This window comes from Eubacterium ruminantium (assembly GCF_900167085.1).
GTDB lineage: Bacteria > Bacillota > Clostridia > Lachnospirales > Lachnospiraceae > Eubacterium_Q > Eubacterium_Q ruminantium.
Genome location: NZ_FUXA01000006.1, coordinates 191856 through 206917, shown reverse-complemented (window position 1 = coordinate 206917; position 15062 = coordinate 191856). Strand labels below are relative to the sequence as shown.

At 34.2% G+C, this 15062-nt stretch carries 15 protein-coding genes; 14 read left to right on the top strand and 1 reads right to left on the bottom strand.

Annotated features, from left to right (window positions below; translation table 11 throughout):
- Positions 1–5 precede the first annotated feature (5 nt).
- From scpB to B5D25_RS05110, 3 genes are all read left to right on the top strand, one after another.
- Complete coding sequence (scpB, locus tag B5D25_RS05120) at positions 6–641, top strand: SMC-Scp complex subunit ScpB (RefSeq protein ID WP_078786874.1); 636 nt, start codon at positions 6–8, stop codon at positions 639–641.
- Between the two features lie 166 nt (positions 642–807).
- Positions 808–1995 carry an HD-GYP domain-containing protein gene (locus B5D25_RS05115; protein WP_078786873.1) on the top strand — a complete coding sequence of 396 codons (1188 nt, stop codon included), beginning with the start codon at positions 808–810 and terminating at the stop codon, positions 1993–1995.
- A gap of 26 nt (positions 1996–2021) precedes the next feature.
- Positions 2022–2351: a hypothetical protein gene (locus B5D25_RS05110; protein ID WP_078786872.1), complete on the top strand. Its 330-nt coding sequence runs from the start codon at positions 2022–2024 to the stop codon at positions 2349–2351.
- A gap of 107 nt (positions 2352–2458) precedes the next feature.
- On the opposite strand, the gene lexA is transcribed toward B5D25_RS05110, so the two are convergent.
- Positions 2459–3082, bottom strand: coding sequence for a transcriptional repressor LexA (lexA, locus tag B5D25_RS05105; protein ID WP_078786871.1), 624 nt, complete (start codon positions 3080–3082; stop codon positions 2459–2461).
- A 178-nt stretch (positions 3083–3260) separates the two neighbouring features.
- Here lexA and B5D25_RS05100 point away from each other — a divergent pair, with 178 nt between their 5' ends.
- From B5D25_RS05100 to alaS, 11 genes are all read left to right on the top strand, one after another.
- A complete protein-coding gene (locus tag B5D25_RS05100) occupies positions 3261–4214 on the top strand; it encodes an ABC transporter ATP-binding protein (RefSeq protein ID WP_078786870.1) in 954 nt (317 codons plus the stop codon).
- A 2-nt stretch (positions 4215–4216) separates the two neighbouring features.
- On the top strand, positions 4217–4975 hold the full coding sequence (locus B5D25_RS05095) for a hypothetical protein (protein WP_078786869.1): 759 nt from the start codon (positions 4217–4219) through the stop codon (positions 4973–4975).
- Positions 4976–5110: 135 nt separating this feature from the next.
- Positions 5111–5923 (top strand): sensor histidine kinase, encoded by an 813-nt coding sequence (locus tag B5D25_RS05090; RefSeq protein WP_159444088.1) that lies wholly within the window; start codon positions 5111–5113, stop codon positions 5921–5923.
- Positions 5924–6052: 129 nt separating this feature from the next.
- Positions 6053–6757, top strand: a complete 705-nt coding sequence (locus B5D25_RS05085; RefSeq protein WP_078786867.1) for a response regulator transcription factor — start codon at positions 6053–6055, stop codon at positions 6755–6757.
- Between the two features lie 147 nt (positions 6758–6904).
- A complete protein-coding gene (gene hisZ, locus B5D25_RS05080; protein WP_078786972.1) occupies positions 6905–8182 on the top strand; it encodes an ATP phosphoribosyltransferase regulatory subunit in 1278 nt (425 codons plus the stop codon).
- The gene (gene hisG, locus B5D25_RS05075; protein ID WP_078786866.1) at positions 8179–8814 is read left to right on the top strand and encodes an ATP phosphoribosyltransferase; all 636 of its coding nucleotides are present in this window, start codon (positions 8179–8181) and stop codon (positions 8812–8814) included. The genes hisZ and hisG overlap by 4 nt, the downstream gene beginning before the upstream one ends.
- 49 nt (positions 8815–8863) lie before the next feature.
- Complete coding sequence (hisD, locus tag B5D25_RS05070) at positions 8864–10156, top strand: histidinol dehydrogenase (RefSeq protein ID WP_078786865.1); 1293 nt, start codon at positions 8864–8866, stop codon at positions 10154–10156.
- 28 nt (positions 10157–10184) lie between these two features.
- Positions 10185–10778: an imidazoleglycerol-phosphate dehydratase HisB gene (gene hisB, locus B5D25_RS05065; RefSeq protein WP_078786864.1), complete on the top strand. Its 594-nt coding sequence runs from the start codon at positions 10185–10187 to the stop codon at positions 10776–10778.
- 110 nt (positions 10779–10888) lie between these two features.
- The gene (hisIE, locus tag B5D25_RS05060; protein ID WP_078786863.1) at positions 10889–12151 is read left to right on the top strand and encodes a bifunctional phosphoribosyl-AMP cyclohydrolase/phosphoribosyl-ATP diphosphatase HisIE; all 1263 of its coding nucleotides are present in this window, start codon (positions 10889–10891) and stop codon (positions 12149–12151) included.
- Positions 12152–12209: 58 nt separating this feature from the next.
- Complete coding sequence (locus tag B5D25_RS12850) at positions 12210–12368, top strand: hypothetical protein (RefSeq protein WP_159444087.1); 159 nt, start codon at positions 12210–12212, stop codon at positions 12366–12368.
- A 13-nt stretch (positions 12369–12381) separates the two neighbouring features.
- The gene (gene alaS / locus B5D25_RS05055; protein ID WP_341443613.1) at positions 12382–15030 is read left to right on the top strand and encodes an alanine--tRNA ligase; all 2649 of its coding nucleotides are present in this window, start codon (positions 12382–12384) and stop codon (positions 15028–15030) included.
- Positions 15031–15062 lie beyond the last annotated feature (32 nt).

Genomic DNA, 15062 nt, shown 5'->3' with positions numbered 1-15062 from the left:
TTATAATGAGTGATACTAATAATAATGATTCAATAGATTTATATGACGAATCAGCTATTGTAAACGATGCTTTCGGTAATATAAATTGTGTTGGGGCTTTAGAGGCTCTTTTGTTTGCAGTCGGTGAAGCGGTAGAAATCAATAAGCTTGCAGACTCAATCGGTGTCAAACCAAAAGATGTTGAAAATGCTTATGAAGAACTGAATAAAAGATATGACAGCGATGATTACGGAATACGTATAATCAAATTAGATGATAAGCTTCAGCTTTGTACAAAGAATATGTACTACGATAAACTTATCAATCTGGTAAATATTCCAAAAAAATATATCCTTACAGATGTTCTTCTTGAGACTCTTTCTATCGTTGCATATAAACAGCCGGTTACAAGACTTGAGATTGAACAGATCAGAGGCGTTTCCTGCCAGCATGCTGTTAATAAGTTAATCGAATATAATCTTATAACAGAGGTTGGAAGACTTGATGCTCCGGGAAAACCTATACTTTTTGGTACAACAGATGATTTCCTTAGAAGTTTTGGTATATCTTCAATGGAAGATCTTCCTGTTGTTTCATCTGATAAGATTGAAGATTTCAGAAGACAGGCAATGGAAGAAGCCAGTCTTACAATTGAAACTTGATAATTTTTCGTTCAAATGATTATAAAGAGTTTTAATTAAATAATTTAATACTTAAAGTTATTATGATTATAAACTCTTATATGAAGTTTGCTCGATTTATATAATGGAGTTATAATATATTTATAGTTATTTATTGATGATTATAAAAATATAACAGGGTGGTCTGATGGATAAAGTCAGAGAAAAACAAAAAATTATAGCTGAAGTAAATAGAGTATCAGCCAGATGTATGAGAATTATCATGTATTTTTTGCTGGTCTTTTTTTCGTTCATGCTAATTCTCAACAAATATGATGCTTTATTTCTTGGCATCTTAACAGCGGCATGTCTTTTCATTTCGCTTATTCCTATTCTTATTGTAAATATTCTGAAATTCGATAAAAGCATCTTAACAAAACATATAATCATAATATGTACAGTCATCATAACCGGTATATATATTACCGAGCTAACATATTATGCATTTCCTATGATGCTGTTCCCGATACTTATTGCATCACTTTACTACAACAGAACCTTTATACTTTATACATCGCTTCTTGAAACGGCTATGGTTGTTATAGCTGAATTCATTCAGGTTAATTACAAAACCATAGTATCGATTGAAGGTAAAAAAGATTATATTGAAGTTCTTATGAACTTTACAATTCCATCGATACTTATCATCTTATTTATGTCGTTCATTGCATATTTCATCGTAGATAGAAATGCTCTTATGATCGACAGAAATATCGAGACAGCACTTATCACAGTGGAAAATGAAAAGGGTCTTTGCTTTGCCTTTTCGGAAATAAGTGAAAATAAATCCAAGTTAACCGGTGAACACATCAAGAGAGTTGCAGAATATACTAAAATTCTCGGTAGAGCTTCCGGCTTTGACGAGGAATATGTAGATAAGCTTGCAACCGCTGCCATGATGCACGATATCGGAAAGCTTTTCATAAGCGATGATATACTTGATAAACCTGATAGGCTTACTGATGAAGAATATCAGATAATGAAGAACCATGTTCTTTATGGTGAAGCCCTTCTTCAGAAATGTCCGGGTGAGGTTATGCATCTCGCCATGATAATTGCGAAAGAACATCATGAAAGATGGGACGGTAGAGGTTATCTTGGTATGAAGGGTGAAGAAATTGCTTATATATCAAGAATAGTTGCTGTCTGCGACGTATTCGACGCCCTTACTGCTGAAAGAATGTATAAAAAGGGATGGTCCCTTGAAGATACATATAATGAGATAATAACAAATAGCGGAAAGCAATTTGATCCGAAAGTTGTCAAATTATTTATTCAGAATTTTGATAAATTCAAAGAAATAAGAGAGAAGATTCCGGATATGAAAATTTACTAATATTTATTCCGCGCGGAGGCTTAAACATGTTTAGGATCATAAATCAATATCTTTCTGTAGTAAATGTTTCTGCTGATCAGAATTTCAAAGCAAGCACAGAGATATTTCTTAGTGACAGAAAAGACATAAAGAAATTCTGCATCAACGAGAATTACAATAAATATATTATAGATATTAAGATGGATAAGTATTCTGTTGAAAGCGCAGATGAGCTTTTCAGAGAGCTTGTAAAAGCTGTGGAATTTTCTTATTCTTCGATATTTGTAAGATATAATGAAGGAGTTAGAGTCAGATATAGATTTGTGACTTCAAAAGAAGATAAAAGTGCAGTTTATGCAGATATAATTTTGAACTAAAAAATACAGCTATATATAACATGATCAATCGGATTGTTATGTATAGCTGTATTTTATAAACATCAATATAATTAAAAATAAAATTATAAACCTGGTTATGAAATTGATTAATATTTGTATGATCTGAAAAGACCAATTACTTTACCGATGATGGTAAGATCATCAACTATGATTGGATCCATAGTATCATTTTCAGGCTGAAGTCTGTAATGACCATTTTCTTTATAGTATGTTTTGACTGTTGCAGAATCTTCAATAAGCGCTACGACAATATCGCCGTTTTTAGCCACATTTGTCTGTTCAACTATGATGGTATCGCCATAAAGAATACCGGCATTGATCATACTGTCGCCTCTTACCTTAAGCATAAATGTTTCATTGGATGTAAGATATTCAGGCGGAACAGGAAAATAATCTGTTATATTTTCTTCAGCGAAGATTGGCTGACCGGCAGCAACAGTTCCTACTACAGGAACATTTACGATTTCACGTTTTGTAAGATTGAATCCATCATCATCAAGTATCTCAATTGCACGAGGCTTAGTTGGATCTCTTCTGATATAACCTTTTTCTTCGAGGGAATTAAGATGAGCATGAACTGAAGAAGTAGAACTGAGGCCTACTGCTTCACAAATCTCTCTAACGGTCGGAGGATAACCTTTCTTTAGAATATTTTCTTTGAGAATATTCAGAATCTGTTCCTGCTTTGCGGAAATCTTATCCTTTGACATATATATAACCTCCTGATTTAAATCACTGAAAGCATAAAAAATTATATTTTTATAGAGATCAGTATAACACAACATGTGTTCGATTGCAAACAAATGTTCTGTTTTAAAATTTACCTTTTCTTTACTATATATTTTTATAATTAGATTAATTCAAATTGATATATGGAGGAAAAACTTAATGAATACTATTGAGATGAAAAATGTCGATAAATCATATGGAAAGAATAAAGTTCTTGACAATGTGACTTTTTCGATAGAGAAAGGACATATCGTAGGTCTTATCGGACCTAACGGTGCAGGTAAGTCCACAATAATGAAAATAATTTCGGGGCTTATACATCGAAGCGGTGGAGAGCTTAAGCTTTTTGAAAGTAATAGAGATATTCATAAGAATAGAAACCGCATCAGTTTCATGATTGAGAATCCAATCATTGACCTTAGTCTTACTGCATATGAAAATATGCAATATATGAGGATGCTGAGAGGAGTTTCTGATGAAGCAAGGATAAATGAACTTCTTACTTATGTTAAACTAAATGACGTTAATAAAAATGCAAAGTATTTTTCTCTTGGTATGAAGCAAAGGCTTGGAATAGCAATGGCACTTTTGCCTGATCCGGATGTCCTCGTTCTTGATGAGCCGATAAATGGTCTCGATCCTGAAGGTATTTATGAAATCAGATATATTTTAAAAGATCTTTGTGAAAACCAGGGTAAAACAATTATAATATCAAGCCATATCCTTTCAGAGCTTTCAGAACTTTGTACTGATTATATTATTATAAATAAGGGAAAGATAGTTGAATCCATTTCAACTGAAGAACTGCTTTCTCATTCGAGAAGTTATATTTCTGTTAAAACAGATAATATCAATAAGACAGCAGCAACACTTGAAAAAAATATGCAGCTTTCCGATTATAAAATGTACAATGATAATGAACTTAGAATTTATGAAAAACTTGATAATATTGCTGAGATTTCAAAAACAATTACTGATTCGGGATTCATTATTCTTCAATTTGTAATACAAAATGAAAGCCTTGAAGAATATTACCTTTCTAAAGTTGATAGTTCAGTAGATACAAAAAACAACTCTAAAAGATTTAAATTGTTCAGAAAGAAAGGAGCATAAACATGAATAAGATAATAAAAGCTGAATTATATAAATATAAAAGACTGACATCATTCTGGATATTTATTTTCAGTATATTTTTGTGGTATTTACTCCTTTTAATAACATTCCCCGAAAAAAATCCGAATTATTTTATAAAGACATCATTAGGATACGGATCACTTTTTTTCGTTGTTGTAATGGCTATGTCCGCAATGATGATAGGACATGGATTCTCGCAACGAACACACCTTTATGAGATAATGTCCGGCAATAGACCGATGAAAATAATCATCTCAAAAATTATTTCCTCCGGATTGATTGTTGCTACGATCGTTTCATTAATTCATTTATTTTATATATTTTTTATATTATTATTTATAGATGGAAATATTACGACTCAATCTATATACAGTGAAATATTATTTATCACAATGATTTACAGATGCAGCATAGTGTCTGTTCTTTTAACACTTATATTTAGAAGTAATATTTCAATATTAATTTCATATATTATTTTAGAAATGGAAATGATTATCTTATTGGTATATGGTCTTTTAAATAATAATTTTAAAGAAATAATGGAATATATGGATTCGTTTGTAGGAAAATCACCTATACCAAGAATATTTAATATTCTTTTCACATCAATTCAAATACAAAAGATCAATTCAATACCTGTTAATTCGGAAGTTGTTACAGATGTGATTTTAGGATTTGTTATTACAGTCTCAGCACTTATTTTCATTACATACAGACAATATAAAAAGAAAGATTTTTAAATTATGACGACATTCGATATAATTTTATTGCTATCATCAACTATATTTTTGATTCTGCTTATATCAGTTTCTATGAAATGCTATTATATAAAAAATAATATGAAATCATTTTGTGAACAGATAAAAGAAGTCAGATTGTCAGAAAGGGAGCAGCCGTTATCGGTTGCTTCTTTTGATGCAAATACAGTTGATCTTGCAAATGAGATAAATTATCTTATCAAAGATTTAAAGGATATGGCCCGCAGAGCCAAACAGTCCGAGAAGAATAATAAGCTGATAATGGCGGGAGTTTCTCACGATTTCAGGACACCTCTTACAACTGTTGACGGATATCTCCAGTTAATAAACGAAACCCTGGAGGAATGCGATATATTTAAAAAAGATGATAAAAATAGCAGTATGATCATCGGGCAGTTTAATATCATCAACGAAAAAATCAAATATCTTAAGCTTTTATCAGAAGAATTTTTTGATGTAACTTATATCAATGCTCTCGAAAAAGATTCGTTATCAAATGTGCGCTTTGACAAGATTATCTCGGAAGTCCTTATGGATAATCATGATTGGATGAAAGAAAGAGATTTGGAAACCATTATAGATATTCCGGATGAAGCAATATATGTCAAAGCAGATGAGCATAATTTGAGAAGGATCATTGATAATCTATTTACAAATGTAAAAAAATATGCGCAGAATCATCTGGATATTTCCGTAAATATTTCAAATGACGAAGTAATACTTACGATTATAAATGACTTGGATAATATGCTGGAATTTGATGTGAATCATATATTTGAGCCGTTCTACCGTGCTAAAGGAAGAAGCGGACCGGGAGCAGGTCTTGGTTTATATGTATGTAAAGAACTTGCTAATGCAATGAATTTCAAAATTAGCGGTGATATAAAGAACAATAATTTTTCAATCGTTCTTAATATGCCGACGAAATAGTTGATTCATTTAATCATGATAAAGATTAAATAGTTGATTCATTTAATCATGATAAAGACTAAATAGTATATTTATCAATAAGAGGACTGAATAGTATATTCACACATTTATCAATAAGAGGACTAAATAATGGACATACTTATTATAGAAGATGATAAAGAAATAAATAATATCTTGTCGGTTTATCTGAATAAGCATGATTATGCTACCGTATCTTCTTATGACGGAGTAGATGGGCTTAACAAGATTATAAAAAATGAATATTCACTAATACTTCTTGATATGATGCTTCCCGGTTTTTCAGGAAATGAATTGATCGGTAAGATACGCAGTATTTCCGATGTTCCGATAATAGTCATTTCTGCAGTTTCAGCTCTTGATGAAAGACTGTACATGATGAAAAACGGAGCTGACGACTATATAATAAAGCCCTTTGAACTACCTGATGTACTCGCCAGGATAGAAGCTGTTCTAAGAAGATATAATAAAAATGTCATCGATAAAACCGATAAAGAAACTGCAAAAGTACTTACTTACGGAAATATTAAAATAGATACTTCAAATAATACAATATCGATAAATGGCGAAGAGTTGCTTCTTACATCTAAGGAGCTGGATATCCTCAAACTTATGATGAAATATCCCATGAAGATCTTTTCAAAAGCCAATCTTTATGAAAGCATATGGAATGAGGAATATTTCCCTGAAGACAAATCTTTGAAGGTTCATATGAGTAATCTCAGATCAAAATTAAAATCAAAAGATGATTTTGACTATATCGAAACAATTTGGGGTATGGGATACAGACTTAGAAAACTGCCGGAAAACTCCTAAAAATATTGTTTAAAAGAAGCTTGAATAGTTAATTGTTTTGAATTATTATATAGAGAGGTATTGTCTAGAGTTAGTTATTACAAACTTTTAGACAAAATAGTCATAAATGAGATAAATGGATTTATGGCAAAAAAAGGAGACGAAAAGATGAACGAAAAACTTCTTCATACTCCGGTGGGAGTCAGAGATATTTATGGAAAAGAGTGCCTTGCGCGACACGAGATCGTTAGTCGTATACAGAAGGTTATAAAGAGCTATGCTTATAGCGAAGTAGAAACACCTTCATTTGAGTATTTTGATATTTTTAATATGGATAAAGGCTCTGCACCGTCAAATGAGATGTATAAGTTTTTTGACAGAGATAATAATACATTAGTGCTTCGTCCTGATATCACACCAAGTATCGCAAGAAGTGCTGCAAAATATTTTCCTGATGAAGAACTTCCTATAAGACTCAGCTATATGGGCAGAACATATAAGAATGAGCCTCAGCATCAGGGAAAACTTCATGAGACAACACAGATCGGTTGCGAACTTATTAATGATGACAGTTCCGCTGCAGACGCAGAAATGCTTGCCTGCATAGTTGATATTATAAAAGTTACCGGACTTAAGGATTTTCAGATTGAAATCGGTGAGGTTGAATTCTTCAATGGAATCATCGAAGAAGCCGGCATCGGAAAAGAAGAGGAAGAAGAGATAAGAAAACTTATTCAGTTAAGGAATTTCTTCGGACTTACAGAATATGTAAAGAATCTTGATATTTCCAATAAGTCAAAGGAAACATTATGCTCATTTGATAAATTTTTTGGCGGTGTTGAAATGCTTGATAAAGCTGAAGAATATACATCAAATGAAAAAGCTTTAACTGCTGTAGGCAGACTTAGAAAAGTTTATAATGCACTTAAATTTTACGGATATGAAGACTGTATCGGATTCGATCTCGGTATGTTAAATGGTTATGGATATTATACAGGTATAGTATTCAGAGCATATACATATGGAACAGGTAGTCCTGTAGTACTCGGAGGAAGATATAATAATCTTCTTGCCAAATTCGGTAAGGACGCACCTTCTATCGGATTTGCGATAATGGTTGACGATCTTATGATGGCGATCTCAAGACAGCATATTTATGTTGATACAGATACAAACAGAGCTCTTGTTATCTATGAGATTGAAAATCAGAAAGAAGCAGTAAGACTTGCAGAAGTACTCAGAATGAGAAATGTTGAGGCTTCACTTATTAGAAAATCAAAGCGTCATGAAATATCAGAATATTTCAAATATGCAAGACGTTATGAATTCGACAGATTATATATTGTTAAAGAAAATGAAGAAGTTGAGGAGCATTTGGTAATGTCAGAAGAAATATCACTTCTTAAAGATAAATATAATGATAATAAAGCAGGAGGTACATTATGAGATATTTAACATTTGCTCTTGCTAAAGGAAGACTTGCCAGAAAAACTCTTGATATATTCGAGAAGATAGGGATCACATGTGAAGAGATGAAGGATCCTGATACAAGAAAGCTTATATTTACAAATGAAGAATTAAAACTTCGTTTCTTTCTTGCCAAAGCATCAGATGTTCCAACTTATGTTGAATACGGAGCAGCTGATATCGGTGTTGTAGGACTTGATACAATCCTTGAAGAGGGTAGGAACCTTCTTGAGGTTATGGATCTTGGATTCGGAAAATGTCGTATGTGTGTATGCGGTCCTGAATCTGCCAGAGAAGTACTTAAAAGAAATGAGATTATAAGAGTAGCTTCTAAGTATCCTAATATCGCAAAAGATTATTTTAACAATAAGAAGAATCAGACAGTTGAGATAATTAAACTCAATGGTTCTGTTGAACTTGCACCTATAGTAGGTCTTTCAGAAGTAATAGTTGATATCGTTGAGACAGGTACAACTCTTAGAGAAAACGGACTTGATGTGCTTGAAGAGATCTGTCCATTATCGGCAAGAATGGTAGTAAACCAGGTTAGCCTTAGAATGGAGCATGCGAGAATTCAAAAACTTCTCACAGATCTTAATACTGTATTATAATAATTTACAATAAATTTTTTATGTTAACTAATAACTAAGGAGGCATAATATGCGTATAGTTAAACTCACAGAGGAATCAAAAAAAGATATACTTAAAAATATGCTTAAAAGAAGTCCTGACAACTATGGGACTTATGAAGCAACCGTAAAAGAAATCGTGGAAAATGTCCATCAAAACGGTGATAAGGCACTTTTTGAGTATACTCATAAATTTGATAAAGCTGATATTAATGCCTCGAATGTTAAGGTTACAGATGAAGAGATAGAAGAGGCTTATAAGGAAGTTGATGCTGAGCTTCTTGAAGTTATCAGAAAAGCTATCAAGAATATCAAAGAGTATCACGAGCTTCAGAAGAGAAACAGCTGGATTACAACTAAGGAAAACGGTATCATGCTTGGTCAGAAGATCACACCTCTCAAATATGTAGGTGTATATGTACCCGGCGGAAAAGCTGCTTATCCTTCAACAGTTCTTATGAATGTTGTTCCTGCACATGTTGCCGGAGTTGAGAATATCATTATGACAACACCTTGTGATGCAACAGGAAAAGTTTATCCTACAACTCTTGTTGCTGCTAAAGAAGCAGGCGTTACAGCAGTTTACAAAGCAGGTGGAGCTCAGGCTATCGCTGCCCTTGCTTTCGGTACAGAAAGTATTCCAAAGGTAGATAAGATAGTAGGTCCCGGAAATATCTTTGTTGCTCTTGCAAAAAGAACTGTTTACGGACATGTTAGTATCGATTCAATAGCCGGTCCTAGTGAGATCCTTGTATTATCAGACGGTTCTGCCGATCCGAAATACATTGCTGCAGATCTTTTATCTCAGGCTGAACATGATGAGCTTGCTTCAGCTATTCTTGTTACTACAGATGCTGAATTTGCAAATAAAGTATCTGAATGGGTTGATAAGTTTACTGAAAAGCTCAGCCGAAAAGAGATCATTCAGAAATCTCTTGATAATTTCGGATATATTTTACTTGCAGACACTCTTGAAGAAGGAATAGATGTTACAAATGAAATCGCTCCTGAACACCTTGAGATCATGACAAAGAATCCATATGATACAATGACCAAGATAAGAAATGCAGGTGCAATGTTCCTTGGCGAATATTCATCTGAGCCTCTCGGTGATTATTTTGCAGGACCAAATCATGTTCTTCCTACAAACGGAACAGCAAGATTTTTCTCACCACTTGGTGTTGATGACTTTATAAAGAAATCAAGCATCATTTCATACTCAAGAGATGCTCTTAAGGATGTATATAAAGATGTTGCTAAATTTGCTGACTCAGAATATCTGACAGCTCATGCTAATTCAATCAGAGTAAGATTTGAAGATTAGTTAATATATAAAACAAGGAGAAAATGGTATGGAAGAAAGAAAAGCATCTTATACTAGAACAACAGGTGAAACAGATATCACTATAGCCATTAATCTTGACGGTGCAGGAGTTGCTTCGGTTGATACAGGAATCGGTTTTCTTGATCATATGCTCAACAGCTTTGCAAAGCATGGTTTTTTTGACCTTTCTGTCAAGGCAAAAGGAGATCTTTATGTAGATTCACACCATACCATCGAAGATACAGGTATCGTGCTCGGAAAGGCCATTAAAGAGGCTTTAGGAGATAAGAAGGGAATTAAGAGATATGCATCATTTACTATGCCTATGGATGATGCCCTTGTTCTTTCAGCTGTAGATTTTTCCGGCAGACCATATCTTGTTTACGATCTTAATCTCACAACTCCAAAGGTTGGTGATTTTGATACGGAAATGGTGAAAGAATTCTTCTATGCAGTTTCATATGCAGCTGAGATGAACATACATATCAAGCAGCTTTCAGGAGATAATAATCATCATATAATTGAAGCTGCATTTAAGGCATTTGCCAATGCAGTTAAAGAAGCATCTCGTTTGGATGAAAGACTTGACGGAAACCTTCTTTCAACAAAGGGTGCACTTTAAAATACATTTTAAATAATAAATTATAAATAATACTATATTTATTCAGATAAATTACTGATATTTATTACCGGAGAATATATGTCCGAAATAATAGTTTTTAGGAGGCTTTTATGGATTATAGAAAGATAATTCCATGTGTAACTATGGAAAACCCTATAGAAGAAGCAAAATTCTATAATGATTCAGGTGCTGATGAGGTTGCATTCTTCGACAGTGCAGCCAGTCGTGAATCACTTGATAAAAATATACCTATCATTAAAGAGATAACAAGAAATATCGATATTCCTCTTATCGCATGCGGAGGAGTAAGAAGACTTGAAGATGTTAAAAAGCTTCTTTATGCCGGTGCTTCAAAAGTTTGTATGAAATCAGCTCCTATGCAGGATATTTCTATAGTTACCGAAGCTTCCGAAAGATTTGGTTCTGAAAGGATCATAGTTACTATCGATCTTACAGAAGATATAGATCCTGTTAAATATGCTAAGGAAGTAAAGCAGGCAGGAGCAGGAAATTTCCTTATCCTTCATCACAATAAAGTAGATAATTATGAAGAGATAGTAGCGAAGATCAGAAAAGAAGCTCCGCTTCCAACTGTTGTATCTTCATATTCCACAGATGGTGATGAGATAGCTGAGATGCTTTCAAATACAAATGCAGAAGCTATAAGCCTTTATAATCTTGCACAGCATGATGTTATGCAGATCAAGCAGGCTTGTAAAAAGAAGAATGTATATGTAAATCTTTTTGAAAGCTCTAAGAAATTCTCAGAATTTAAGACAGATGCAAACGGACTTGTTCCTTGTATCGCCCAGGATTATAAGACAGGCGAAGTTCTTATGCTTGCTTATATGAATGAAGAGTCCTATAATAAAACGATTGAAACAGGACGTATGACTTATTATTCAAGAAGCAGAAATGAGCTTTGGACAAAAGGTGATACTTCCGGACATTATCAGTTTGTAAAATCTCTTACAATTGATTGTGACAATGATACTATACTTGCAAAGGTTTCACAGGTCGGAGCTGCTTGTCATACAGGCAACAGATCATGTTTCTTCACACCGCTTGTAAGTAAAGAATATAATGATACTAATCCGCTTACTGTATTCAGTGATGTTTATAATATCATCATGGACAGAAAGAAGAATCCTAAGGAAGGTTCATATACAAATTATCTTTTCGATAAGGGTATTGATAAGATCCTTAAGAAAGTCGGAGAAGAGTGTACTGAAGTTGTTATAGCAGCTAAGAATCCTGATCCTGAAGAAATGAAGTATGAAATTTCAGATCTTTTATATCACTTAATGGTTCTTATGGCTGATCGCGGAACAACCTGGGAAGACATCACAAAAGAATTAGCAGAACGTAGATAAGTATAATTATAGATATACAAATCATTTTGTATTTTGTTGTTCATAAGGAGATAGGATTATGGATCAGGTATTATCTGAATTTGCAACATATATTATTAAATACTTAGTTTTTCTCGTACTTGCTGTTTTAGGATTTATTGCAGGTACAAAATGGAGAAAATCAAAAGATATGAAGACTGTTGAGGAGGCAAAGAACAGTGAAGAAGTACGGAGTTAATGAATTAAGAGAGATGTATCTTTCATATTTTGAAGAAAGGAATGGTCATCTCAGGATGAACAGCTTTTCGCTTGTTCCTCATAATGATAAAAGCCTTCTTCTTATAAATGCGGGTATGGCACCACTTAAGCCATATTTCACAGGACAGGAAGTTCCACCAAGAAAAAGAGTTACTACATGCCAGAAATGTATCAGAACAGGTGATATTGAAAATGTTGGTAAAACAGCAAGACATGGTACATTTTTTGAAATGCTCGGAAACTTCTCATTTGGCGACTATTTCAAGCATGAAGCTATTAAGTGGTCATGGGAATTCCTTACAGAAGTTGTAGGACTTGATGCCGACAGACTTTATCCATCTATTTATCAGGATGATGATGAAGCATTTGAAATCTGGAATAAGGAAGTTGGTATAGCTCCTGAAAGAATCTTTAGATTCGGTAAGGAAGATAACTTCTGGGAGCATGGTGCAGGACCTTGCGGACCATGTTCTGAGATTTACTATGACCGTGGAGAAAAGTATGGTTGTGGTAAGCCGGGTTGTACTGTAGGATGCGATTGTGACAGATATATGGAAGTTTGGAACAACGTATTTACACAGTTTGAAAATGATGGAAAGGGTAATTATACAACTCTTCAGAATAAAAATATCGATACAGGTATGGGACTCGAAAGACTTGCTGTAGTAGTACAGGATGTAGATTCTATCTTTGATGTAGATACTATCAAGGCAATCAGAGATAAGGTTTCTGAGAAGGCCGGAGTTTCATACGGAACAAATTATGATTCTGATGTTTCTATAAGAGTTATCACAGATCATATGCGTTCAGCTACATTTATGACTTCTGACGGTATCACACCTTCAAATGAAGGAAGAGGATACGTATTAAGACGTCTTATAAGAAGAGCAGCAAGACACGGAAGACTTCTTGGTATCAAGGGCGCTTTCTTAAATGACATTGTTGCTACAGTTATTGAAAATTCAAAGGATGCTTATCCGGAACTTGTTGAAAAGAAAGCATTTATCTTCTCAACAATTGAAAATGAAGAATCAAGCTTCAACAAGACTATCGATCAGGGTCTTGAAATCCTTGCTGAGTACAAGAAAGAACTTAAAGAAAAGGGTTCTACAGTACTCGACGGAGAAAAAGCATTCAAGCTTCATGATACATATGGATTCCCTCTTGATCTTACAAAGGATATTCTTGAAGAGGATAACCTTTCAGTAGATGAAGATAAGTTCCATGAGTGCATGGAAGTTCAGAAGACAACAGCAAGAAATGCTCGTAAGGTTACAAATTACATGGGTGCAGATGCTACTGTATTTGAGCTTCTTCCACTTGATATTAAGTCTGAATTTGATGGTTATGACAAGTTAGAGAAGGATGACAAGATTCTTGCTCTTACATTAAATACACTTATGAAGGCAGAAGATGGCACAGATAAGGTTGCAAGTACTGTTGAAGATAAGCTCACAGAGGGTGCAAACGGTGCCGTAATCGTTGCATCAACTCCATTCTATGCAACAATGGGTGGACAGATTGGTGATACAGGTGTTATTAAGACAGCGAATGGTGTATTTGTTGTTCAGGATACAACTAAGGTTGCCGGAGATAAGATTGCTCATCATGGATATGTTGAGTCAGGTGAGATAAGTGTTGGTGATATTGCTACACTTACTGTAGATAGTCAGAGAAGAGGACTTATATGCAAGAACCACTCAGCAACACACCTTCTTCAGAAGGCACTTAAAACAGTCCTTGGTGATCATGTAGAGCAGAAGGGTTCATTCGTTTCAGAAGGAAGACTTCGTTTTGACTTCTCACACAATAATGCAATGTCAGCTGAAGAAATTGCTGAAGTTGAGAAGATTGTTAATGCTAAAATTGAAGAAGGCATAGCTGTTGAAACAAAAGTTATGACTATAGATGAAGCTAAGAAAACAGGTGCTATGGCGCTCTTCGGTGAAAAGTACGGTGAAACAGTTCGAGTTGTTATGATGAGTGACTTCTCAAGAGAGTTCTGTGGTGGTACTCATGTTTCAAATACTTCAAGTATCGGACTTTTCAAGATTGTTTCTGAGACAGGTATTTCATCCGGTGTAAGGCGTATCGAAGCATTAACAGGCGAAGGTGCTATCAGCTACTATAAAGAATTAGAAGCTGAGATCCTTAAAGCTTCTGCAGTTGCTAAATCAGAGCCTTCAAAGCTTGCCGATAAAATTGAGTCACTTCTTGCTGAGATAAAGGCTCTCACATCTGAGAATAAAAAGCTTAAGGATAAGATTGCTAAAGATGCTGCAGGTGATGCACTTTCAGGTGCAGTAAAGGTAGGAGATACCAGCATTCTCAGCCTTGCGCTTTCAGGTGCCGATGTTGCTTCTATGAGAAATCTCGGTGATGATTATAAAGCTAAGCTCGGTAATTCGGTTATTATCATGGCTTCAGATGCAGATGGTAAGGTTTCCCTCCTTGTTATGGCTTCAGATGATGCTGTAGCTTCAGGAATCCATGCCGGAAATATCATCAAGAAAATTGCTCCTGTTGTAGGCGGAGGCGGCGGTGGTCGTCCAAATATGGCTCAGGCAGGTGGTAAAGATGCTTCTAAGATAGATGAAGCATTAAAACTTGGTGTAGAAGAAGCAAAAACTATGCTTGGCTAATTATAAATCTATAATATATTTATTTGAACATA

What these genes read in the sequence shown, in the direction of transcription:
- hisD (WP_078786865.1), top strand. Translation starts at nt 8,864, where the DNA reads ATGCGTATAGTTAAACTCACAGAGGAATCAAAAAAAGATATACTTAAA.
- hisB (WP_078786864.1), top strand. Translation starts at nt 10,185, where the DNA reads ATGGAAGAAAGAAAAGCATCTTATACTAGAACAACAGGTGAAACAGAT.
- hisG (WP_078786866.1), top strand. Translation starts at nt 8,179, where the DNA reads ATGAGATATTTAACATTTGCTCTTGCTAAAGGAAGACTTGCCAGAAAA.
- lexA (WP_078786871.1), bottom strand. Translation starts at nt 3,082, where the DNA reads ATGTCAAAGGATAAGATTTCCGCAAAGCAGGAACAGATTCTGAATATT.
- alaS (WP_341443613.1), top strand. Translation starts at nt 12,382, where the DNA reads ATGTATCTTTCATATTTTGAAGAAAGGAATGGTCATCTCAGGATGAAC.
- B5D25_RS05110 (WP_078786872.1), top strand. Translation starts at nt 2,022, where the DNA reads ATGTTTAGGATCATAAATCAATATCTTTCTGTAGTAAATGTTTCTGCT.
- hisZ (WP_078786972.1), top strand. Translation starts at nt 6,905, where the DNA reads ATGAACGAAAAACTTCTTCATACTCCGGTGGGAGTCAGAGATATTTAT.
- B5D25_RS05115 (WP_078786873.1), top strand. Translation starts at nt 808, where the DNA reads ATGGATAAAGTCAGAGAAAAACAAAAAATTATAGCTGAAGTAAATAGA.
- hisIE (WP_078786863.1), top strand. Translation starts at nt 10,889, where the DNA reads ATGGATTATAGAAAGATAATTCCATGTGTAACTATGGAAAACCCTATA.
- B5D25_RS05085 (WP_078786867.1), top strand. Translation starts at nt 6,053, where the DNA reads ATGGACATACTTATTATAGAAGATGATAAAGAAATAAATAATATCTTG.
- B5D25_RS05100 (WP_078786870.1), top strand. Translation starts at nt 3,261, where the DNA reads ATGAATACTATTGAGATGAAAAATGTCGATAAATCATATGGAAAGAAT.
- B5D25_RS12850 (WP_159444087.1), top strand. Translation starts at nt 12,210, where the DNA reads ATGGATCAGGTATTATCTGAATTTGCAACATATATTATTAAATACTTA.
- B5D25_RS05095 (WP_078786869.1), top strand. Translation starts at nt 4,217, where the DNA reads ATGAATAAGATAATAAAAGCTGAATTATATAAATATAAAAGACTGACA.
- scpB (WP_078786874.1), top strand. Translation starts at nt 6, where the DNA reads ATGAGTGATACTAATAATAATGATTCAATAGATTTATATGACGAATCA.